The organism is Streptomyces scabichelini (genome assembly GCF_011045015.1).
Classification (GTDB): Bacteria; Actinomycetota; Actinomycetes; order Streptomycetales; family Streptomycetaceae; genus Streptomyces; species Streptomyces scabichelini.
This window is the reverse complement of the sequence record NZ_JAAKZY010000047.1, coordinates 23,687-45,662: the sequence shown is the minus strand read 5'-3', so window position 1 is coordinate 45,662 and position 21,976 is coordinate 23,687. Positions and strand designations below refer to the sequence as shown.

17 protein-coding genes and 1 pseudogene are annotated in these 21,976 nt (G+C 70.5%); 10 read left to right on the top strand and 8 right to left on the bottom strand.

The genetic code is table 11. The annotated features are described in order from the left end of the window. Positions 1-83 precede the first annotated feature (83 nt). Entirely contained in the window at positions 84-1,349 is a 1,266-nt protein-coding gene (locus G5C60_RS17130; protein WP_165260078.1) for an acyltransferase family protein, read from the top strand. A 174-nt stretch (positions 1,350-1,523) separates the two neighbouring features. Continuing rightward, entirely contained in the window at positions 1,524-1,727 is a 204-nt protein-coding gene (locus G5C60_RS17125) for a cold-shock protein (protein ID WP_165260076.1), read from the top strand. 125 nt (positions 1,728-1,852) lie between these two features. Here the strand turns inward: G5C60_RS17125 and G5C60_RS54155 are convergent, their stop codons facing one another. Beyond that, complete coding sequence (locus G5C60_RS54155; protein ID WP_165260112.1) at positions 1,853-2,146, bottom strand: SRPBCC domain-containing protein; 294 nt, start codon at positions 2,144-2,146, stop codon at positions 1,853-1,855. Next, the gene (locus G5C60_RS54150; protein ID WP_165260110.1) at positions 2,103-2,510 is read right to left on the bottom strand and encodes an ArsR family transcriptional regulator; all 408 of its coding nucleotides are present in this window, start codon (positions 2,508-2,510) and stop codon (positions 2,103-2,105) included. The genes G5C60_RS54155 and G5C60_RS54150 overlap by 44 nt, the downstream gene beginning before the upstream one ends. 263 nt (positions 2,511-2,773) lie before the next feature. Between G5C60_RS54150 and G5C60_RS17110 the strand changes: the two genes are divergently transcribed. The 8 genes and pseudogenes from G5C60_RS17110 to G5C60_RS17075 all read left to right on the top strand — a co-directional run bounded on the left by G5C60_RS17110 (position 2,774) and on the right by G5C60_RS17075 (position 13,871). Further along, the gene (locus tag G5C60_RS17110; RefSeq protein WP_165260074.1) at positions 2,774-4,366 is read left to right on the top strand and encodes an NAD(P)-binding domain-containing protein; all 1,593 of its coding nucleotides are present in this window, start codon (positions 2,774-2,776) and stop codon (positions 4,364-4,366) included. A gap of 7 nt (positions 4,367-4,373) precedes the next feature. Next, on the top strand, positions 4,374-5,492 hold the full coding sequence (locus G5C60_RS17105) for an alpha-hydroxy acid oxidase (protein ID WP_165260108.1): 1,119 nt from the start codon (positions 4,374-4,376) through the stop codon (positions 5,490-5,492). Further along, positions 5,489-6,904: a cytochrome P450 gene (locus G5C60_RS17100; protein ID WP_165260072.1), complete on the top strand. Its 1,416-nt coding sequence runs from the start codon at positions 5,489-5,491 to the stop codon at positions 6,902-6,904. Before G5C60_RS17105 ends, G5C60_RS17100 begins: the two co-directional genes overlap by 4 nt. A gap of 13 nt (positions 6,905-6,917) precedes the next feature. Next, positions 6,918-8,189: a cation:proton antiporter gene (locus G5C60_RS17095; RefSeq protein ID WP_165260070.1), complete on the top strand. Its 1,272-nt coding sequence runs from the start codon at positions 6,918-6,920 to the stop codon at positions 8,187-8,189. Beyond that, positions 8,186-9,868: a thiamine pyrophosphate-dependent enzyme gene (locus G5C60_RS17090; RefSeq protein WP_165260068.1), complete on the top strand. Its 1,683-nt coding sequence runs from the start codon at positions 8,186-8,188 to the stop codon at positions 9,866-9,868. The genes G5C60_RS17095 and G5C60_RS17090 overlap by 4 nt, the downstream gene beginning before the upstream one ends. A gap of 41 nt (positions 9,869-9,909) precedes the next feature. Continuing rightward, a pseudogene (locus G5C60_RS17085) lies at positions 9,910-10,233 on the top strand (P-loop NTPase family protein); the annotation flags it as partial. 216 nt (positions 10,234-10,449) lie between these two features. Then, on the top strand, positions 10,450-12,528 hold the full coding sequence (locus G5C60_RS17080; protein ID WP_206439631.1) for a SpoIIE family protein phosphatase: 2,079 nt from the start codon (positions 10,450-10,452) through the stop codon (positions 12,526-12,528). Between the two features lie 134 nt (positions 12,529-12,662). After that, on the top strand, positions 12,663-13,871 hold the full coding sequence (locus G5C60_RS17075; RefSeq protein ID WP_165260064.1) for a flavin-dependent monooxygenase: 1,209 nt from the start codon (positions 12,663-12,665) through the stop codon (positions 13,869-13,871). A 33-nt stretch (positions 13,872-13,904) separates the two neighbouring features. Here G5C60_RS17075 and G5C60_RS17070 read toward each other — a convergent pair whose 3' ends face one another. The 6 genes from G5C60_RS17070 to G5C60_RS17045 all read right to left on the bottom strand — a co-directional run bounded on the left by G5C60_RS17070 (position 13,905) and on the right by G5C60_RS17045 (position 21,975). After that, a complete protein-coding gene (locus tag G5C60_RS17070; RefSeq protein ID WP_165260062.1) occupies positions 13,905-15,170 on the bottom strand; it encodes an LCP family protein in 1,266 nt (421 codons plus the stop codon). 29 nt (positions 15,171-15,199) lie between these two features. Further along, entirely contained in the window at positions 15,200-17,290 is a 2,091-nt protein-coding gene (locus tag G5C60_RS17065; protein ID WP_241266864.1) for a bifunctional polysaccharide deacetylase/glycosyltransferase family 2 protein, read from the bottom strand. A gap of 218 nt (positions 17,291-17,508) precedes the next feature. Beyond that, entirely contained in the window at positions 17,509-18,423 is a 915-nt protein-coding gene (locus tag G5C60_RS17060) for an ROK family protein (protein WP_165260102.1), read from the bottom strand. Between the two features lie 32 nt (positions 18,424-18,455). Further along, entirely contained in the window at positions 18,456-20,141 is a 1,686-nt protein-coding gene (locus tag G5C60_RS17055) for a dipeptide ABC transporter ATP-binding protein (RefSeq protein ID WP_165260060.1), read from the bottom strand. Next, a complete protein-coding gene (locus G5C60_RS17050) occupies positions 20,138-21,019 on the bottom strand; it encodes an ABC transporter permease (RefSeq protein WP_165260058.1) in 882 nt (293 codons plus the stop codon). Before G5C60_RS17050 ends, G5C60_RS17055 begins: the two co-directional genes overlap by 4 nt. After that, positions 21,016-21,975, bottom strand: coding sequence for an ABC transporter permease (locus G5C60_RS17045; RefSeq protein WP_165260056.1), 960 nt, complete (start codon positions 21,973-21,975; stop codon positions 21,016-21,018). Before G5C60_RS17045 ends, G5C60_RS17050 begins: the two co-directional genes overlap by 4 nt. Between the last annotated feature and the right edge of the window lies 1 nt (position 21,976).

Below are 21,976 nucleotides of genomic sequence, written 5' to 3'. Positions count from 1 at the left end.
CGGCCTGCTGCACCACCTCCCGCGAGGCGTCCCTGCCCCCATGCCCGGGGCCGGGGGCGCCTCGTCCCTGCCGATGGAGACCCATGCCCACCCAGCCATCACCCGCGCGTGCCCGCCGCCGCACCCGCACCACCCCTCCCTCTGCGCCCCTGTCTGTTCCGCCGACCGAGCGGCACATCGCCCCGCTCGACGGCCTGCGCGGTCTGGCCGTCCTGGGTGTGCTGTTGTTCCACGCCGGCCACTTCAGCGGCGGCTTCCTCGGCGTGGACCTCTTCTTCGTCCTGTCCGGCTTCCTCATCACCGGCCTCCTGCTGAAGGAGACGCGGGCGGGCAACGGCCGCATCGACCTCATCGCCTTCTGGGGCCGGCGCGCACGCCGCCTGCTGCCCGCGCTCGCCGTGACGATCGCGGGCACCCTGATCCTCGTGTGGGCGTTCGGCCCGCCGAACCTGCTCCGTTACGCCCTCGACGACAGTCCGTGGGTGGTGGCGAACCTCGCCAACTGGCACTTCATCGCCGACCAGGTCGGCTACTGGAACTCGGCCGACACGAGGGTCTTCAACCATCTCTGGAGCATCGCCGTCGAGGAGCAGTTCTATGTGATCTGGCCGCTGGTTCTGGGCCTTGCGACCCGTGGCCGCAACGCGGGCCGACGCGTCGCCGCCGTGGCCGCGGCCGGAGCCACCGTCTCGCTGGTCCTCATGATCGTGCTCACCGTCCCGTCCGACACCACACGCGTCTACGAAGGCACCGACACCCGCGCCTTCTCCCTTCTCCTCGGTTCCCTGATGGCCACCCCACCGGCCTCCCGGCTCCTGGCCCGCGCCGGCGAACGTGCGGCCGGCTGGTGCGGCCTTGCCCTGGCGTGCGGGATCGGGGCGTACTGGATCACCGCCGACGGGCAGAACGCCCACTCCCTGTTCCAGGGCGCACTCTTCCTCCACGCGCTGGCCGCCGCCCTGCTCATCGCCTGCCTCGCCCGGGCTCCCCACACCCCGGTCGGCCGTGTCCTCGCCGCAGCTCCCCTGCGCTGGACCGGCCTGATCTCGTACAGCCTCTATCTCTGGCACTGGCCCGTCTACCTGCTGCTGAGCGAGGAACGGCTCGGCACGGCGGGCTGGAGCCGTACGGCCGTCGTCCTCACCGTGTCCGTCGCGGCCGCGTGGCTCTCCAAGGTCCTGGTGGAGGACCCGATCCGGTTCCGGGCCGGCTGGGCGAAGGGCCGCACCGGAGCGATCGCCCTCGTTGCCACCTTCGCCGCGCTGGCCGGCCTCTGGGCCCTCATCCCCCAACCGCAGACCGGAGCGGGCACTGTCGATGTCACACGCCTCCTTTCGGCCAACGAGTGACTTCATGACTTCAGCACCGCGTACGTGGCACGACGGCCCCAGGGGGTCATGCGGTCCGTAGGCACACCCTCACGGATGACCCGCGTTTGCCTCCCGCAGCCCTGGGAAACCCGTCAACGATCAAAGCGCGACCGCCCAGAAGCGACGCGCGCAGGGCCCATGAAGGAGATCGAAATGGCTACGGGCACTGTGAAGTGGTTCAACGCAGAGAAGGGATTCGGCTTCATCGAACAGGACGGCGGCGGCCCGGACGTGTTCGTCCACTACTCGGCCATCGCCAGCACCGGATACCGGGAACTCAACGAGGGCCAGAAGGTCCAGTTCGACGTGACGCAGGGCCCCAAGGGACCCCAAGCCGAAAACGTCACCCCCGCCTGACTCGGACCCGGCACTGTACTGATGGGCTCGCTGCGGAGTCGGGTGGCACCGCCACCGCAGCAGCCATCGTCATCCGGCTCCGCCAGGGACCGGCCGGACAGCGGCCGGCCCACCGGCCCGGGCGGTCATCCAGGCATCTCGAGCTGCGCCACAAGCTCCTCCAGGCACGTCTGCCAGCCTCCGGAGGCACTGTCGGCGATCGAGGGATCGGCCATGACGTGCGTCAACACCAGGAGGCAACCGGCGCCCTCGCCGCGCAGCTCGATCCTGAGGTGACCGTCGAACTCCCGCTCCTTGCCGTCCGGATCGTGCTCGTCGAACGCGAACAGCCGCGGCGGGTCGAAGTGGGTGATGGTGGCCGCGTAGACCGTCCCCTCACCGTCGTCGAAGGCAAGCCGCCCGCCGACCCTCGGCTCCAGTTTCCGTCACTCGAAACGGATACCACTGGCTCAGATGACGGGGATCGGTGACGGCCGGCCAGACCTTCTCCCGGCTGCGCTTCAGGTGACATTCGAACTGCAGTGCAGGCCGACCGTCAATGACGGTGGTGTGGGTCGCGCTCATCACTTCGCTGCTCCTCTGGCCGAGCGACGCGGCCGTTCCTGGGGGACGTCGGGCATCGCGTCCAAGTGTCGCCCGTACGGCGACGACCTCGGCTTCCCGCAGCACCCGCAGATGCCTGGACACCCGCGGCCGGCTCATCTCCAGCTCGTGAGCGATCTCCCCTCCCTTGCGCCCCGGCAGGGCGGCCGCACTCCTGGCCGTGTGGACCGGCGGGAACACCTGAGCCCCGCTCCACGAGTGAAACCCGGCCGGATCGCGGTGTTGCCAAAGCTGAACTGCCGTTACTAGGGTCCTCGTTGACGTTTCAATATCATTGGGCCGACGCCACACCGCAAGCCATCGAGCTGCAAGCCGCGCAAGCCGCAAGTCGCGTACGGGGTGCCGCACGTCGCTCCCTGCCCATCGACGCCCAGTGTCGCCTTTCCGAACTCCCGCACGTCTCACGGCCCTTTCAGACACTCCCCCACCGTAAGGAAGGCACCGTGCACAATGAACCGCTCGACTATCTCGTGATCGGTGGCGGTCCCGCGGGACTCCAGCTCGGGCAGCTGCTGCAGGCCGCGGGCCACAGCTACCGGATTCTGGAGGGCGGACCCACCCCGGGCACCTTCTTCCGCACCTTTCCCCGGCACCGCAAGCTGATCTCCATCAACAAGATCTACAACGGCACCTCCGACCCCGAGCTCAACCTCCGGATGGACTGGAACTCGCTGCTGTCCCCGGACCCCCAACTGCTGTTCACCCGTTACAGCAAGCGCTACTTCCCGCACGCCGACGACCTCGTGCGCTACCTGGCGGACTTCGCCGAGGCGTTCAAGCTCGACGTCGCGTACGACACCCGGGCGGTACGGATCCGCCGTACCGACGACGGATTCACGGTCGACGACCAGCACGGTGCGGAGCACCACGGCCGGCGCCTGGTCATGGCCACGGGACTGACGCGGCCCAACACCCCTGACATTCCCGGCATCGAGACCGCCGAGGACTACTCCGTCGTGTCGACCGACCCCGAGGACTTCACCGACCAGCGCGTTCTGATCATCGGCAAGGGCAACTCCGCGCTGGAAACGGCCGACAACCTCGTCGAGACGGCCGCCGTGATCCATGTGGCCGGGCCGCACTCCATACGGATGGCCTGGAACAGCCACTACGTCGGCCATCTTCGCGCCGTCAACAACAACTTTCTCGACACCTATCAACTCAAGTCGCAGAACGCCCTGTTGGACGGCCATGTGCTGTCGATCGACAGAGCCGGCGAGGACGCCGCAGACGATATGTACCGGGTCCGCTTCAGCTTCTCCCGGGCGAACGAGGTCGTGAAGGAACTGCGCTACGACCGGGTCATCCTGTGCACCGGCTTCCGCTTCGACGCCTCTGTCTTCGCTCCCGACTGCCGGCCCGAGCTGGTGATCAACGACCGTTTCGCCGGGCTCTCTCCGGCCTACGAGTCGGTGAACGTGCCCGGTCTGTACTTCGCCGGCACCTTGATGCAGCAGCGCGACTTCAAGAAGTCCACCGGCGGCTTCATCCACGGATTCCGTTACGCCGTACGCGCGTTGAGCCGGATTCTCGACGAACGCCATCACGACCGGCCCTGGCCGCAGCTGTCCGTGGACACGGATCCGTCCGCGCTCGCGGACGCCGTGGTGGCGCGGGTCAACCGGAGTTCGGCGCTGTGGCAGCAGTTCGGCGTGCTCGGGGACGTGCTGGTCACGGTGCCCGGCGAACCGGTGCGCTACCACGAGGAGGTACCGGTCGCGTACGCGCACGGCAGCCCTCTCACCGAGCGGGGCGACTACTTCACCGTCACCCTGGAGTACGGCCCCGACCACGACAAGGTCGACCCTTTCGACATCACCGTGCGCCGCACCGCCCAGAACTCGGTCGACGACGCCTTCGACGCCGCGTATCTGCATCCGGTGATCCGCCACTGGCGGGTCGGCGAACTGCTCGGCACCCATCACATGGCCGAGAACCTGGAGAACGAGTGGGACGACCCTGAGGTCCACCACGCACCGCTGGCTCAGTTCTTCGCCCGTGAGCTGGACCCGCGGCCCGCCGGTGCGGGGCGGTGACGCCGCCATGACGCTCTCCGTCCATGACTTCGAGACCGCCGCCCGCGCCAAACTCGACCCCGTCCACGCCGACTTCATCGCCGGCGGGGCACGCGACGAGATCACCGTACGGGCCAACGAGGCGGCGTTCGGGCGGCTGCAACTGCTGCCGCGGGTGCTGCGCGGCAGCGCCGAGCGGGACCTGGACGTCACCCTGCTCGGCGGCCACGCACGCCTGCCGATCCTGCTCTCCCCCACCGCCTTCCACAAACTGGTCACCCCTGAGGGCGAGTTGGCCACCGCGCGCGCCGCGGCCGACGCCGGCGCGATCATGATCGTGAGCATGGCGTCGACGGTGTCGGTGGGCGACATCGCCGACGCCGCGCGCGCGGCCTCCGAGCACGGCGATCCGCCGCCCCTGTGGTTCCAGCTCTACATCCAGCCCGACCCGGACATCACCGAGGCCCTGGTGCGGCGGGCCACCGACGCCGGCTGCACCGCGCTGGTGGTCACCGTGGACTCCCCGGTCCTCGGCGCCCACGAGCGCAACCGGCGCAACGGCTTCCACGACCTGCCCGCGGGCCTGCGCTGCGAGAACCTGGTCGACCTGCGCGACGGCGAGAGCGGCCACGTACGCCAGATCGCCATGTCCCCGGAGCTGAACTGGGAGCACATCGACTGGCTCCGCTCGATCACCTCGCTGCCGATCCTGCTCAAGGGCGTCCTGCATCCCGAGGACGTACGCCTGGCGCTGCGGCACCGTGTCGACGGGCTGCTGCTGTCCAACCACGGCGGCCGGCAGCTGGACACCGTACCGGCGACGCTGGAGCTGCTGCCCGAGATCGCCGCCGCGGTCGCGGGCCGGATCCCGATCGTGCTGGACGGCGGCGTGCGGCGCGGCACCGATGTGGTCAAGGCGCTGGCGCTCGGCGCGTCCGGCGTGGGCATCGGCCGCCCGGTGATGTGGGCCCTGGCGGAGGGCGGCGAGAAGGGCGTACGACGGCTGCTGGAGCTGTTGCGCGAGGAACTCGACGACACCCTGGCGCTGTGCGGCGCGACCGGGCTGCACGACCTCACACCGGACCTGGTCCGGTTCCCCGCCTGGGGGCCCGGCTGGGGCGCGGCGCACGGCGGGGTGCTGTCATGAGCGGCACGGGATGGCTGGTCACGGTCGCCGCCGTGGCCATGGCCGCGAGTCTGCCGTACTGGCTGCCCCGAGTGGTGATCGCGCTGCGGGTGCGCATCTTCGCCCGGGTCAACGGCGAGGAGGGCATCCCCGCGCCCGGCCGTGAGGTGCCCGCCGAGGAGTTCAAGAAGGTGTACGGGCACCCGGCCGCGAACGGCCGCAGCCGTGGCGCCGCGCTCTCCGACCTGTTCTGGTACTGGCTCTCGCCCGGCCCCGAGGTGCACCAGGAGCACCTGGAGCCCGGCCCGCGCTACGACGACGTGGCCCGGACGACCCGGCAGATCCTCGCCGGGCTCTCCCGGGAACAGTGGACGGAGCTGGTCGGCCGCTGCGCCCGGCACGTACTCGACGAGCTGGAAGCCGGCAGCGCACCCCGCGTGCACAAGGTCAGGCTGCGGGACCTGATGATGCCCGTCTGGGCCGAGGTCTACTACGAACTGGTCTTCCGCGAACCGTGCCCACGCCACGTCCGGGACCTGATCGTCGGCAACGCGGACGACGTGGTGACCGCCCTCAAGTGCACCAGCCTGCGGCACATGGACCGGCGGGCCCGGCTCACCGCCCATCTGCGGCACCGGCTCGCCACCGATCCGCCGCCCGTGCCGCTGCCGTCGCTGTTCTCCGAGGAGGAACGGGCCTACTACCTTCAGGGCACGTTCTTCAACACGGCCGTGGTGCAGATGTCCGAGGCGATGGCGCATCTGCTGCTGGCCCTCGCCACCCACCAGCCGGTCCAGGAAGGGTTGTTGACAGGCCATCAGCATGACCCGGACTTCCTGGACCGGGTCATCGACGAGACGCTGCAGCACTTCCCGCTGTTCGGCGTGGCCCACCGGATCACCACGGACGAGATACCGCGGAACGGGCGCGACCCCATCCCCGCAGGCTCCGTCCTGCTGTTCAACTACCCCGAGTACCAGCGGTCCGGCGCGGCGAGCGAGCGGTTCGACCCGGACCGCTGGCTCTCGCCGGAAACCAGGCCCGCCTCGTACATCCCGTTCGGGGTGACCGCGAACCGGCCATGCCCGGCCCGCGGCTTCGCGATCCTCACCATGCGGGTCGCGGCCGAGGAGGTACTGAGCCGCTTCCGGCTCGAGTCGTCGGCCGAGCACACCCGGTCGCTGCCCAGCCGTGGTCCCTGCCTGCTGATCCCCCGCTCCGGCGCCGGCGCGGTGGCCTGGAGTCCGGCCCGCCGAAGGGTCCGGCTCGCCGCTATGCGGCTGGGCGACCACTGGGCGGGGATCCCCCGCAGCCTGGTCCAACTCGTCCTGGGCAGCTACATGGTGTGGGACGCCCGCCGCCAGGGCCTGTGCCGGAACTACTTCGCCACGGCGTCCGGCGGCTCCGCGCCGTCCGCCCTCGGCAGCCGTTGAGGAGGACGGGACGATGACCCCCACAGAGCTCGCGCCTGCCTTTTTCGCCGCTGCCGTGGTGATTCTGCTGACCTGCCGTGTGGTCGTCCTGGTGGTGGGCCGCTTCGGCCAGCCTCCTGTGGTCGGCGAGATGATCGCCGGGGTGCTGCTCGGGCCCTCGCTGCTCGGTCTGATCGCGCCGGAGGTATCGGATGCCGTCTTCCCGGACGAGCTGAAACCGGTGCTGTACGTGGCCGGGCAGATCGGTCTGGTGGCCCTGATGTTCGCCGCCGGATACGAGTTCAGGGCGCACGCCGGTCGAGGGCTGGCCGGCACCGCGGTGGCCGTCTCCTCGGCGGGCGTACTGATCCCGCTGCTGCTCGGCGTCGGACTCACCGTGGCGGCCCACGGCCACGTCGGCATCTTCGTCGACGGTGTCTCGGTCTGGGTGACCGCGGCCTTCGTCGGCGTCGCCCTGGCGATCACCGCCTTCCCGATGCTGGCCCGGATCATCACCGAACGGGGCCTTTCCGGGTCCCGGCACGGCTCCCTGTCCCTTGCCTCCGGTGCCACCGACGACGCGGTCGCCTGGATCCTGCTCGCCGGGGTGCTGAGCGTGGCCTCGGGCGAGGTGGGGCCCGTCCTGAAAGCGGTCGGCGGTTCGCTGCTGTTCGTGGCGGTGCTGTTCCTCGCGGGACGCCGCATCCTCGAGTGGATCATGATCCGGCCGGGCCTCACCGCCGAGACCCGGCTGCTCTTCACGATCGCCGTGCTGTTCGGCGCCGCCTGGTTCACCGACATCATCGAGCTGTACGCCGTCTTCGGGGCGTTCTGCGTCGGGATGGCCATGCCCCGCGGTGAGGAGTCCGAACGGGTCGTACGGACCACCCAGTCCGTGACGCAGGTGGTGTTCGTCCCGATGTTCTTCACCTACTCCGGCCTGAACACGGAGTTCGACGTGTTCGCCGACCCGGCCGTGATGGCGTTCGGTGCGGCGGCCGTCGTGCTGGCGGTGGTCGGGAAGTTCGGCGGCTGCTGGGCCGCCGCCCGGCTGCGCGGCGAGCCCGGCGCGGTCGCCGTCAGGGTCGGCGCCCTGATGAACGCGCGCGGGCTGATGCAGCTGATCGCGCTCAACATCGGTCTGTCCGCCGGCATCGTCAGCCAGGAACTGTTCGCCGCGCTCGTTCTGGTCGCGCTGGTGACCACGGTGATGACGGTTCCGGTACTGAGCTGGCTGGACCGCCGCGACGCCCGGTCCGCGGCGGCCGGGGAACCCCAGGACGCCAAGGACGTGGTGCCTACATGACGCAGCTGAGCGGCGCCGAGGGCCTCGTCGCACAGCTGCGGCGGGAAGGCGTCCGGCATGTCTTCGGCGTGCCGGGCGTGCAACTCGACCATGTGCTGGACGCCTTGGCCCGCTCCGGGGAGTCCGGGGAGTCGATCCGTTACATCGCCGCCCGCCATGAACAGGGCGCGGCCCACATGGCGGAGGCGTACGCACGGACGGCCGGGCGCCCCGGCGTCTGTCTGGTGGTGCCCGGGCCTGGCGTCCTCAACGCCCTGCCCGCCGTCGCCACCGGTTACGCCTGCTCGTCCCCGATGCTGGTGGTGGCGGCCGACATCCCCTCGACACTGGCCGGCCGAGGGCTTGGCATGCTGCACGAACTGCCCGACCAGGACGGTGTCCTCGCCTCCGTCACCACCTGGTCGGGCCGGGCCGAGACCGCCGAGCGGATCCCCGGTCTCGTACACGAGGCGATCCGGCGGTCACGATCCGGCCGTCCGAGGCCGGTCGCCCTGACCATTCCGGCGGACGTGCTGGCCGCCAAGGCGGACATGGAGCCGGCACGGACAGGTCAGGAACCGGACGCCTCGGAGGGAATGCGGGCGTCGACCGTCGCGGACATCGCCGCCGTGCTGCGTACGGCACGGCGGCCCCTTCTCTGTGCGGGCGGTGGTGTGCAGGCCGCGCGGGCGAGCACCGCCCTGACCGCGTTGGCCGAGGCGCTGTCCGCACCCGTGGTGATGAGCCGCAACGCGGGCGGGGCGATCCCCGCTCGTCACCAGCTGGCCTTCCCCAGCCTCGCCGCGTCCAGGCTGCTGCCGGAGGCGGACGCGGTGCTGGTGGTGGGCAGCCGTTTCGTGTCCCCACGCGGCAGCGCACTGCCCACGGCTCCCGGTGCGACCGTCGTCCTGGTCAACGCCGATGCGGCTGACCTGGGGCCGCCCCGCCGCGCGGAGCTCACCCTGTGCGCGGACGCCCGGACGGCGCTGGAGGAGATCCGGGCCGCCCTGCCGGACACCGGGGAACCGGACAACGAGGAACCGGACTCCGGAGAAGCCGGTTGGGTGTCCGGCGACCTCGACGAGGTGCGCGCCTGGTGCGCACAAAAGGTCCGTGGCGTCGAGCCCCAGTGGTCGTTCGTACGAGCGCTGCGCGAGGCGATCCCCGAGGACGGCATCCTGGTCAACGAGCTCACCCAGGTGGGCTATCTGGCCGCCGTCGGCTACCCCGTCCACCAGCCGGGGACGTTCCTCACTCCCGGCTACCAGGGCACTCTCGGCTACGGCTATCCATCGGCACTCGGTGTGAAGGTGGGCAGTCCGGACCGGACCGTCGTCTCCATCAACGGCGACGGCGGCTTCTGCTGGAACATGCAGGAGCTGGCGACGGCACGGAAGTACGGCATCGCCGTGACCGCGGTCGTCTTCAACGACAACGCCTACGGGAACGTGCGGCGTATCCAGGCGGACGAGTTCGAGGGCCGTTTCATCGGCAGCGACCTGGCCAGCCCCGACTTCGTCCGCCTCGCGGAGTCGTTCGGGGTGCCCGCCGTCCGCGTCACGACTCCCGACGGGCTCGCCGGAGCCCTGAAGGACTCCTTCGACGAACCAGGGCCGTCACTGATCGAGGTCCCGGTGGGTGAGATGCCCAGCGTGTGGCCACTGCTGCTGGGCGGTGCCCCCGGCTCCGTGCGGAACTGAGAGGCTGCGACACACGATCCGCCGCCGGTAGCGTGACGCGGATGACGGTGGGCACAGCGGAAACCAGGCTCGTTGTTGTGCGCGGCAACAGTGCCTCGGGGAAATCGACGGTCGCGGCCGGGATCCGCAACGAGTTCGGCCGCGGCCTCGCCCTGGTCGGACAGGACAACCTCCGCCGAGTCGTCCTGCGCGAACGCGAACGCCCGGGCGGCGCGAACATCGGTCTCATCGACACCGTGGTCCGCTACTCCCTCGACGCCGGCTACCACGTCGTACTCGAAGGCATCCTTTATGTGACCCACTACGGCGAGATGCTCAGCCGGCTCCGCCGCGACCACCGCGGCCGAACCCACTGCTACTACCTCATGCTCGACACGGGCCTGGCCGGCCTTCCCCCGCTCGACCGCTGACAACTCGATCTCCGCGCCGCCCTCCCACGCCTTCGCCGGACAGCCGGTGCTGTGTTGGGGGATGGTGGAGAAAGACGAAGGTGACGGCGGAGGCAGGGTGAGCGCGATAAGACAGGGGAAGTCGACGCGTGGGACAGTGTGCCGCGTGGATGGGCGAAGGCGGTGCGTGGGATGAGCGCAGCCGGAACTCCCGTGACCGAGGGTGACGAACCGGTGCGCGGGCCGGTGCAGCCGAGCGGGCTGCTCGATGTGCTGGGCGTGGCCTCGGTGGTGCTGGACACCGAGGGTCGCATCGTGCTGTGGAGCCCGCAGGCCGAGGAACTGTTCGGCTACCCGGCGCAGGAGGCGCTGGGCCAGTACGCGGCCCGGCTCATGGTCCACGAGCAGCACACCGATCTGGTCGTCAAACTGTTCACCGACGTCATGGAGACCGGTGAGGGCTGGGCCGGAGCCTTCCCTGTCCGGCACAAGGACGGCAGCACGCGCCTCGTCGAGTTCCGCAACATGCGGCTCCTGGACGACCACGGTTCCGTCTACGCCCTCGGTCTCGCCGCAGATCAGTCGACCGTGCGCCGACTGGAGCGGGACGTGGCGCTGTCCGCGCGGATGGTCTCGCAGTCGCCGATCGGCCTGGCCGTCCTGGACACCGATCTGCGGTACGTGTCGGTCAACCCGGCGCTGGAGCGGATCAACGGCGTCCCCGCGGACGAGCACATCGGCCGGACGGTGCGCGAGGTCCTGCCGTTCGTCGACGTCGACGCCCTCGAGTCCGCGGTACATCAGGTGCTGGACACCGGCGTCCCTCTCGTCGAGCAGCCCACCATCGGCCGGACGCCGGCCGATCCGCACGAGGATCATGCCTGGTCGCTCTCGTTCTACCGGCTGGAGGACTCCCTCGGCACCGTGCTGGGCGTGGGCATCTCGGTCGTGGACGTCACCGAGAGGTACCGGGCGAGCCTCGAGGCCGAGGCGGCACGGCGGCGCCTGGCCGTCATCGCCGATGCCACCACCCGTATCGGCACCACGCTGGAACTGGACCGGACCGCCCATGAGCTGGCCGACGTCGCCGTGCCGGAACTCGCCGACATCGCTGCCGTGGACCTGCTCGAGACGGTGATGGAAGGCCGCCGCAGCGACCTCGGGCCCGCGGAACCGGCGATGATCCGCGCCCTGGCCGTGCAGGCGGACGATGGCTGCGAAGCCCTCCGGGCAGCCGACCCTCCGGGGCAGGTCGCCCGATACGAGCCCGACCGCCTCGTCACCGAGTGCGTACGGACGGGCCGCCCGGTCATGGTGCCGCAGGTGAAGAACGGGGACCTGGTCCGCATCGCCCGCGATCCGGAGTCGGCGGAGCTCCTTGCCCGGGCAGGCGTCCACTCCTATCTCGCGGTGCCGTTGATCGCGCGCGGCGAGGTACTCGGCGCCCTGGACCTCAAACGCGCCCGCAACCCGCTGCCCTTCACCGACGACGACCTGCTGCTTGCCCGGGAGCTGGCTGCCCGGGCCGCCGTGCAGATCGACAACGCCCGCTGGTACCAGACGGCCCGCAGCACCGCCGTCACCCTTCAGCGCAGCCTGCTGCCCAGCCACCCGCCCATGACGACCGGACTCGAGGTCGCCTCCCGCTACCAGCCCGCGGGTGCCGTCGGTGAGGTCGGCGGCGACTGGTTCGACGTCATCCCCCTGGAGGGCGGCAAGACCGCGCTCGTCGTGGGTGACGTGATGGGCAGCGGCATCAACGCCGCGGCGACCATGGGCCGTCTGCGTACCGCGACGAGCACCCTGGCCTCGCTCGACCTCGATCCCGCCCGGCTTCTCGAACACCTCGACAAGATCACCGAAGGTCTGGATCACTACATCGCCACGTGTCTGTACGCCGTCCACGACCCCCATCGGCGGCAGTGCCGGCTCGCCAACGCCGGACACCTGCCGCCCGCTCTCGTCCGCGTCGGCCACCGTCCGAAGCTGCTCGAACTGCCCACCGGGGCACCGCTGGGCGTGGGCGGCGTTCCCTTCTCGACCACGACCGTCGACCTCGATCCTGGTGACCAACTCGTCCTCTACACCGACGGTCTCGTCGAAACGCGCCGGGATCCCCTCGACGAACGCCTCGACAAGCTCCTCAGCCTCCTCGACGACCCCACCCGCCCCCTGGAAGAGGTCTGCGACCTGCTCCTGCGCGCCATGCACCACCCCGACAACCACGACGACGTGGCCCTGCTCATCGCCCGCGCGCAGGATCAGAAGTAGAAGCGTGTGCCGCGGCAGGCCCGCGCGCCGTCGGGTTCAGCAGATTATGGCCTCAACGCCCGCTGCGGGAAGGGGCGTTGACAGTCGAGGCGATCCGGGTCACGGTGATGACTCGTCGTGCCCGGAGGTCGTCCATGGCTCTGTCCTCAGCACCTCGCCCCACCGCACCTCCCACCGATACCGGCATCGTCGAACGCGTACGGGCGATGCGGCCACTCGTCCGCGAGCATGCCCTGCGTACCGAGCAGGAGCGGCGGGTGACGAGTGAGGTCGTCGCGGCGCTGACGGAGGCCGGGATCTACCGGATGAACGTTCCGAGGCGGTACGGCGGTTACCAGAGCAGGCTGCGCACCCAGGTCGACGCGCTGGCCGAGGTCGCCGCGGCGTGCGGTTCGGCCGCCTTCATGGCGCTGATCCAGGCCGGTTGCTCCTACATCGCGGCGCTCTTCCCCGACGAGGCGCAGGACGAGATCTTCACCAGCCCCGACGTACGGGTCAGCGGCACTCTCATTCCGGACGCGACGGCGGTCGCGCGGGACGGCGGCTACGTGGTCAACGGCACCTCCGCCTTCGCCACGGGCTGCCAGGACGCCGACTGGCATCTGCTGACGGCCCGGGTCGAGTCCGCCGAGGGACATGACGGGCCGCCCGAAGTGCTGTGGACGGCCGTCCCCATGGCCGAGCTCGAGGTCCTCGACGACTGGCACGTCTCGGGTCTGGCCGGCAGCGGCAGCAACAGCGTGGTCGCCCGTGACGTCTTCGTACCCGCCCACCGCGTCCTGCCGGTCGGGCCCTTACTGGGCGGGAGCTTCCCGTCGAAGACCAACGCCGACGACCCCTTCTACCGCATGCCGGTCCTGCTCCTGTTCTGCGCGTGGACGACACCGAACGCACTCGGTGTGGCGCGGGGCGCCCTGGCGGAGTTCACCGAGCGGATCCACCGGCGGGGCATCACGTACACCTTCTACGAGCGGCAGAACGAGGCGGCGGTCACGCATCTCCAGGCGGCCGAGGCGGCGATGAAGATCTCCTGTGCCGAGCTGCTGACCGGCGAGATCGTCGCGCGGATCGAGTCCAGGGCGGCCGACGGCGCTCCGTACACGCAGGAGGAGCGGGCCAGGATCAGGGCGCAGAGCGGCTATGTGACGCGGCTGAGCAAGGAGGCCGTCGATCTGCTCGGCTCCGCTTCCGGCGCGTCCTCCCTGCACCGGGACGTGCCCATCCAGCGGGCCGTCCGCGACCTGCACGCACTGAGCCTCCATTCGTTCGTGAACCCGGCCACCAACCTGGAGTTGTACGGCCGGGTGCTGTCCGGGCTTGATGCCGGTACGCCATTCCTGTAGCGGTAGCCGGCCTCCCCGAGGCCGCTGAGTGGCTCACTGCTTCTGCTGGACGGTCACCGGCCGGTCCTCCCTCAGCTGGGCGAAGAGCTGCCGTGCCTGGCGTATGTCCCACTTCACGGCGGCGCCCTGGGGCGTCCTGAATGCCGGGTCGGCGACGGGGACGTTGATCTGGCGGCCATTGCCTGCCGTGACCTTGCGCATCGACTGGAACAGGCTCACGAGATCCGGCAAGTTCGTGTCCTTGTCCACGATGAGCGTGTCGAGGCCCGCGTCAGCGGTCGGCAGGACCCTGCCCGGGTTGAGGAGCGTCTGACGGTCGACCGCCTTCTTGGCGAGCGCGGCCAGGAACTTCTGCTGGTTCTGGGTACGGCCCAGGTCGCCCTGGGCCTCCTGCTTGCGCTGCCGTACGAACGCCAGTGCCTCGGCGCCGTTCAGGGTCTGGCAGCCCTTCTGCAGGTTCGCGCCCGAGTCCTTGTCCTTGATGGCGCGGTCCAGGCACATGTCGACGCCGCCGACCGCGTCCACGATCCCGACGAAGCCCGCGAAGCCGATCTCCGCGTAGTGGTCGATGTGCAGGCCCGTGTTGCGCTCGACGGTCTGCACGAGCAGTTCGGGTCCGCCCAGCGAGAACGCCGCGTTCAGCTTGTTCGGCCCGCGGTAACTCCGGCCGGTCTCGGGTCGGACGAACGACGGGAGGGTCACCCACGAGTCACGCGGCAGGCTCATCATGGTGGTGCCGTTCGCGCCGGTGTGCATCAGGATCATCGAGTCGGTGCGGCGGCCCTCGGTCGAGCCGGTGCGCAGATCTTGCCTGGCCTGCTCGGACAGACCCTCGCGGCTGTCCGAGCCCACGATCAGATAGTTGGTTCCCTTGCCCGGCGCGGGGCGGTCCGGGAGCGCGCCCAGGTCGACCTCCTTGGTGAGCTCGGTGTCGGCCCACACGTACGCGCCTACGGGAGAGACAAGCACTACGGCGAGCCCGAGGATCGCCAGCCGCACGGTCCGCTTGCGCCGGGTGGGGCGGCGCCTGGGGGATCTGCCGCCGCTGTCGGGAACCCTGCCCTTCCGGGATCTGGCGCGGTGGGGGTGTGGTTGATGCTCGGCGTCCGTGCGGCCCGCGGCGTTGGACGACGGCATACCGGGCAGGGGCGCGGTGCGCCACGGGGGCGGGGACGGGTTCGCGTCCGCCACCGGTCCCGTACCGCCCCGGACCGGATCCGGCCGGCCGCCCTCGTACCGGCCATCCTCGCTCCAGCCACCCCCGTCGTTGCCCGGCAGCCGGTCAGTCCACTCGCTCATCGGCCTGTGCAGTCCTCACGCCATCTCGATCACCTGGTAGTCAGGCTCTTATACGAGTCCGCGCTGCCGATCTGTTCACCGGCCGAACCGGAACGCCGCATGCGATGCCACTTGAGCCGGCTGCCGAACAGCAGGGCGACCATGGACTGGATGACGACCAGGTACGTCAGCTGCCGGTACACGAAGAGCTGGAACGGCATCGACCACAGGGCCCCCACCTTCTCGCCGTCGAGCTTCAACGCGTAACGGGCGCAGACCAGTTGGGCGCCCACGAAGCTGAACCACACGCCGGCCGCCATCCAGGAGTCGAGGAACAGCACCGCGTACAGGGCGAACACGTCGATGACCGGGGCGAGCAGCGGAAGAACGACCTGGAACAGCGCGATGTAGGTGAGTCCGCGCCGGCCGAAGCGCCCGGACACTCCCCTGTCCAGGACGGCACCGCGGTGCTTCCACATGGCCTGGATCGTGCCGTAGCACCAGCGGTAGCGCTGCCGCCACAACTGGCCGAGCGAGGTGGGCACTTCGGTCCAGGCGACGGCGGACTCCTCGTAGAGCACCCGCCAGCCCGCCCGCCACAGCGCCATCGTGAGGTCGGTGTCCTCGGCGAGGGTGTCCTCGCTGACCCCGCCGACGCTCACCAGTGCGTCCCTGCGGAAGGCGCCGATGGCACCGGGGACCGTGGTCATGCACTCCAGGACCTCGAACATCCGGCGGTCGAGGTTGAAGCCGAAGCAGTACTCCAGGTGCTGCCACTTGGCGAGCAGGCGGCGCCGGTTGCCGACCTTGGCGTTGCCGCTGACGGCGCCGACGGCCGGGTGCGCCAGCGGCTGGACGAGCCGGCGGATGGCGTCCTGTTCGAAGACGGTGTCGGCGTCGACCATGACCACGATGTCGTGCCGTGCCTGCGCGAGCCCGGTGTTGAGGGCGACCGCCTTGCCCTCGTTCACCTTGCGGATCACCTGGACGCGCGGGTCCCCGATCCCCTCGGCGATGTCCGCCGTGCGGTCCGTCGAGCCGTCGTCGATCACGATGATCTGCAGCTGCCGGTGGGTGGAGGCCAGCAGGGAGAGGAGGGTGGACTCGATGCCGGCCTCTTCGTTGTACGCGGGCACGAGCACCGTCACCGGTTCGGTCACCTCCCCCAGCCAGGGTGCGCCGGGGCGGGAGCTCTCGAGCCGGCGGACATGGCTCCGGGCGAAGTAGGCGAGCAGTGCCAGACGCAGCAGTCCGAGGGTGCCCGCGATCCCGAGTACCCAGGTCATGGCGTTCGAGAAGGCGTCCCCGAGCTTGGTCACCCAGACCAGGGCGGTGCCCTGCCAGCGCTCGGCGGTGGACACGGGCTCGTACGGTTCCAGCCTCGCCCCGTCCGACACGGTGGTGAAGCGGTCCACGTTCCGGCTCTTCAGGAGCTTCTTCGTCTCCCCGTAGGCGAGCGACGTCTGGCTGAACTGCCGGACCAGGCCCTGCGACGGCTTCCGGGACTCCGCGTCGGCGGCGACCAGTACGTAGCCCCGCGTGGTGGCCTGCTGTGCCGCCCGCCACTCGCGGCCGCACAGCGTGTCCGGCGTGGTGGTCCGCGGCATCCGCAGCAGTTTGGGGTGCCGGTCCGCAGTGCTCGCCAACGCGCTCTCGGTCAGGTCGAGTTCCGCCGAGAAGCGGGTGGGCGACGACTCGCCCAGGACAGCGCCGGTGTACGTGTTCGAGCCGATCTCATGGCCCTCGGCGCGGATCCGACGCACCAGTTCGGGATATCGGGCGGCCTCGGAGCCGAAGAGGAAGAAGGTGGCGCGTGCCCGGTGCTGCCGCAGCAGGTCGAGAAAGCGCGGAGTCCAGACGGGGTCGGGGCCGCCGTCGAAGGTGAGGGCGACGGTGCGGGCGGGCATCGAGGCGGTCTGGACGCCGTTGCTGTTGATGCCCACCACGGGTCCGCCCCGCGCGACGGCATCCGGTGCGGGCGAGGTGCAGGGGGTGCGGGTCTTCGCGGCGTCGATCTCGTGGCTGGTCCAGCCCTCGAAGAACAGGACCGCGGCCATCGCGGGGAGGACGAGAAGGAGTAACAGCCAGTGGCCCCGTGGGTCGCGGGACTGCTTGTGCCGGGCCTTCAGCCGGGCCTTCAAGAAACATCAGCTCCCTTCGCGACGTCCCGGACCCCTCTTCCTCTCTCGGCGCGTGGTGGGCGGTCGGACGGCTTCTTGCGCTGACGGGTAGGGGTGGCCTTACACATGGTGGGCGAGTGTAGCCACAGCAATTCAGTTGCATGCCAACAACACCGAGTCTCACAGGGACACTTCACCCGGGTCCGACGGGCCCCGCGTTCGGGGCACGGATACGGTGCCTACACTCGTGTGACCACGCCGAGTTCCGTGCGCGCACGGGATGCGGCGCCGATCGCGACCGCGCCGCTTCCGAGGCTGGCCCGTACGACGTGGAGCGGGTGACCGCTGACGGGTGGCTCGGCGGCGAGTGCGGCCAGGAGCGGGGGTTCGAGGAGCTGCCACGACCCGCTGACACCGCCGCCGATCACAGCGGTGGTGATGTCGACCATGCCGGCGGTGATCAGGATCGCGCGGGCGACCGCCGTCCCCGCCGCCTCGTACACGGCGATCGCGTCCGGGTCGTCCTGGGTCGCCGCCTCGGCGACGGCGCGGGCGGTGAGACTCCGGCCGGTCCGCTCGCCGTACCGGGTCGCGATGGAGCGGCCGGAGGCGAGCGTTTCCAGATGGCCGCGGCCGCCGCAGGAGCAGGGCAGGTCACCGAAGCCGGGGATGTGACCTATCTCGCCCGCGGCCCCGTGCGGGCCGTCGAGCAGGGTGCCGTTCATCCACAGCGCACCGCCGACGCCGGTGCCGAGCGTCATGCCGAGCACGTGCGGTTCGCCCGCGACGGCGCCCTGCGCCACCTCACCGCGCAGGAACGCGTTGACGTCGTTGTCGAGGAAGGCGGGAACGCCGAGCGCGTTCTCGACCGCCGACGTCACCGCGAATCCGGCCCAGGAGTGGAACGAGTCGCTCGCCACGAGAACGCGCCCGGCCCGCGCGTCGACGACGCCCGCCGCGCCGACCCCGACCCCGAGCAGCCGCGCGGGCACGCGCTCCCGGAGGAGACCGACTGCGTCGAGTGCGGCGCGGACCATGGCCCGCCCGCCCTGCGACGCCGGCGTGGGCACCTCCGTGCTGTCGACGACGGTGAGGTCGGCCGTGCAGAGCACGACCTGGGTGGTCGTGCCACCGATGTCGACCCCGGCGAACACTTCCGGGACGGGAGGACGCGCCCGGGATGCTGTCACGCCTTGGCTCCCGTCGCGTCGGCGGTGAGCGCGGCCTGACGTGCCGCGCGCCTTCGGCGCTGCAGGACGGGGTCCGGTACGGGCACGGCGGCGATGAGCCGCCGCGTGTAGTCCGTCTCGGGATGCAGGAGCGTGGTCGCGGTGGTGCCCTGCTCCTCGATGCGCCCGGCCCGCATGACGACGACGCGTTCCGCGAACCGCTGCACGACCGCGAGGTCGTGGGAGACGAACAGGCAGGCGAAGCCGAGTTCGTCCTGGAGTTCGCCGATCACGTCCAGCACCGTCTGCTGGACGCTGACGTCGAGCGCGCTCGTCGGCTCGTCGGCGACCAGCAGCCGGGGTTCCAGGACCAGGGCCCGCGCGAGGCTCACCCGCTGACGCTGGCCGCCGGACAACTCGCGCGGCCCACGGTGCGCCAAGTCCCTTGGCAGTCGGACGAGTTCGAGGACCTCCATGACGCGGGCCCGGCGCTCGGCCGACGACATTCCCCTGCGATGCACGCGCAGCGGTTCGGCGACGCACTCCGCGACGCTCATACGGGCATCGAGCGAGGCCACCGGGTCCTGGAGAACCACACCGACGCCGGCCAGCAGGGCACGCCGCGCACGCCCCCGGGCCCGGCCGAGATCGGCGCCGAAGAGCGAGACGGAGCCGGAAGCCGGGGGCAGGAGACCGAGCGCGACACGGGCCGCCGTGGACTTGCCGGAGCCCGACTCACCGACGAGGCCCACGGTTTCGCCGGGGCGGACGGTGAGCGAGACATCGCTGAGGGCCCGTACCGTACGGCGTCCGCGGCCGAAGTGCACCGATACGTCCCGCAGGTCGACCACCGGTTCCCCGGAGGGCCGCGTTCGGGCGGCGCCTTCCGATCCGGGGTCCGGCTGCCCCGCCTCGGCCACAGCCAGCCGCGGTACCGCCCCGAGGAGCCGTTTCGTGTAGGCGTGCGTGGGCCGGAGCAGGACCTCCTCCACCGGCCCGGTCTCGACGACCTCCCCCTCCAGCATGACGGCGACCCGGTCCGCGAAGTCGGCTACGACGCCCATGTTGTGCGTGACGAGCAGGACACCGGTTCCGGAGTCGGCGGCGAGGGCGCGCAGCAGGTCGAGGATCTCGGCCTGGACCGTGACATCGAGCGCGGTGGTCGGCTCGTCCGCGATCAGCAGGCTCGGGGCGTTGGCGATCGCCATGGCGATGACCACGCGCTGCCGCTGGCCGCCGGACAGCTGGAAGGGGTACGCGGATGCCCGGTTCTCGGGTTCGGGAATGCCGACCCGGCGCAGGAGTGCGACCGCCTCGCGCGCGGCGTCACGCGCCGACATCGCCCGGTGGTTCCGTACGACTTCCGCTATCTGCGCCCCGATCCGGGTGAGCGGGTCGAGCGCTGTGGCGGGCTCCTGGAACACCATCGACGCCACACGGCCGCGCAGCCCCGCGAGTTCGGCCTCGGCGGCGCCGATGACGTCGGTTCCGCCGATCGAAGCACGCCCCGACGCACGGGCGTTGACCGGCAGCAGCCCCATCGCGGCGAGCGCGACCGTCGACTTCCCGGACCCGGATTCGCCGACGAGCGCGAGCGTTTCGCCGGGCCGGACGTGCAGCGACACCCCGCGTACGGCGGGTACGTGACCCGTCTCCGTCGAGAACGTGACGCCCAGGTTCTCGATCTCCAGGATCGCCGTCATCCGCGCCCCCTCACGTCGAACGCGTCCCGCAGCCCGTCCCCGATCGCGTTGAACGCGCACACGACGAGGATGATGGCGAGGCCGGGCGGCACGATCAGCCACCAGCGCCCGGAGTACGCGGCGGTGAGACCGGCCGACAGCATCCCGCCCCAGTCCGTCGACGGCGGCTGGACGCCCAGGCCGAGATAGGACACGTACGCGACGAGCAGGATCGCGTCGGCGACCTGGAACGTCGCGGCGACCACGATGGTCGAGACCGAGTTCGGCAGGATGTGCCGGGTGATCGCCCGTCCGTGCGTGCCGCCGATCGCGCGGAGGGTCAGCACGTAGTCGCGGCTCTTGAGCGTGAGCGTTTCGGCCCGGACGAGACGGGAGGGCACCAGCCACGACACCAACCCCAGGATGACGATCAGCCCGAGCGTGTCCGGGGTCGTGATGGCCGAGACGACGAGGAGGATGAACAGCGCCGGGATGGCGATGCCCGCGTCGACGACGCGCATCATGACCGCGTCGATCCAGCCGCCCGCATAGCCGGCGACCGCGCCCCAGAGCGTCCCGATGACAGTCGCGAGGATGCCGGCCGCGAGGCCGACGAGGAGTGAGACCTTCCCGCCGAACATCAGCCGCCCGAGCTCGTCGTGCCCGACCGCGTCGGTGCCGAGCAGGTGTGCGCCGCTCGGGGCGAGGTTCACCTGCGTGAGGTTCGTGTGGGTCTGGTCGGTCGAGTGGAGGAAGGGACCGACAAAGCAGAAGAGCAGGAACAGTACGACCACCACGAGCCCGGCGACGGCGAGCCTGTTCCGCGCGAACCGCCGCAGGGACAGGCGGTGGCCCGCGACCGCCTCCACCGGCGGTGTCGTGTGCAGTACGGCGCTCATGTCCGGTCCGCCTTCACTCGGGGGTCGATGATCCGCTGGACGACGTCGGCGAGGAGTGTGCCGATGACGGTCGCGACGGAGATGACGAGGACGCAGCCCAGCAGGACGGGATAGTCGGAGGACTGCGCGGCGCTCCAGAACAGCAGCCCCATGCCCGGGTAGTTGAAGAGCTGCTCGACCACGAGCGCGCCGCCGAAGAGCACGGGCACGTAGTAGCCGAGCATCGCGACGACGGGCGTCAGCGAGTTGCGCAGCACATGCCGCCACAGGATCGCGCGCGGCCGTGAGCCGCCGGCCCGCGCGGTCCGTACGTAGTCCTCGGAAAGGTTCTCGAGCGTCGCGGCGCGCATGTACCGGCTGAACACGGCGACCATGGAGGCGGCTCCCGCGACGACGGGCAGGACAAGCGCGTTGGGCTGCGCGAACACCTGCCCCAGCGTGTCGCCCTGGGGCGCCTGCGAGGGGAACCAGTTCAGGACCTGTGTGAACACGAGCACGAGGACGAGCCCGAGGAAGTACACCGGTGTCGAGTACGCGACGAAGCTCAGCGTCGTGATGACGTAGTCCACCGGCCTGTTGCGTCGCACGGCCTGCCACATGCCGAGGGGGATCGCGAGCGCGAGCCCGGCGATCGCGGACAGGACGGTCAGGACGAGTGTCTTGGGCAGCCGCTGCTCGATGAGGCGGGAGACGGCCTCGTTGAGCGTGTACGAGGTGCCGAGGTCGCCGTGGAGAAGGGTGTTGAGGTAGTAGACGTACTGGACGGGGAGCGGTCGGTCGAGGCCCTGCTCGTGGTTGAACGCGGCGATCTGCTGGGCCGTCGCCTGCGGGCCGAGGATCCCGCGTGCGGGACCCCCGGGCAGAGCGTGCAGGAGGCAGAAGACCACCACCGTCACGATGAGGATCACCGCGAGGGCCTGGAGGATCCTCCTGGTCAGGTAGAGGAAGGTGTCCATA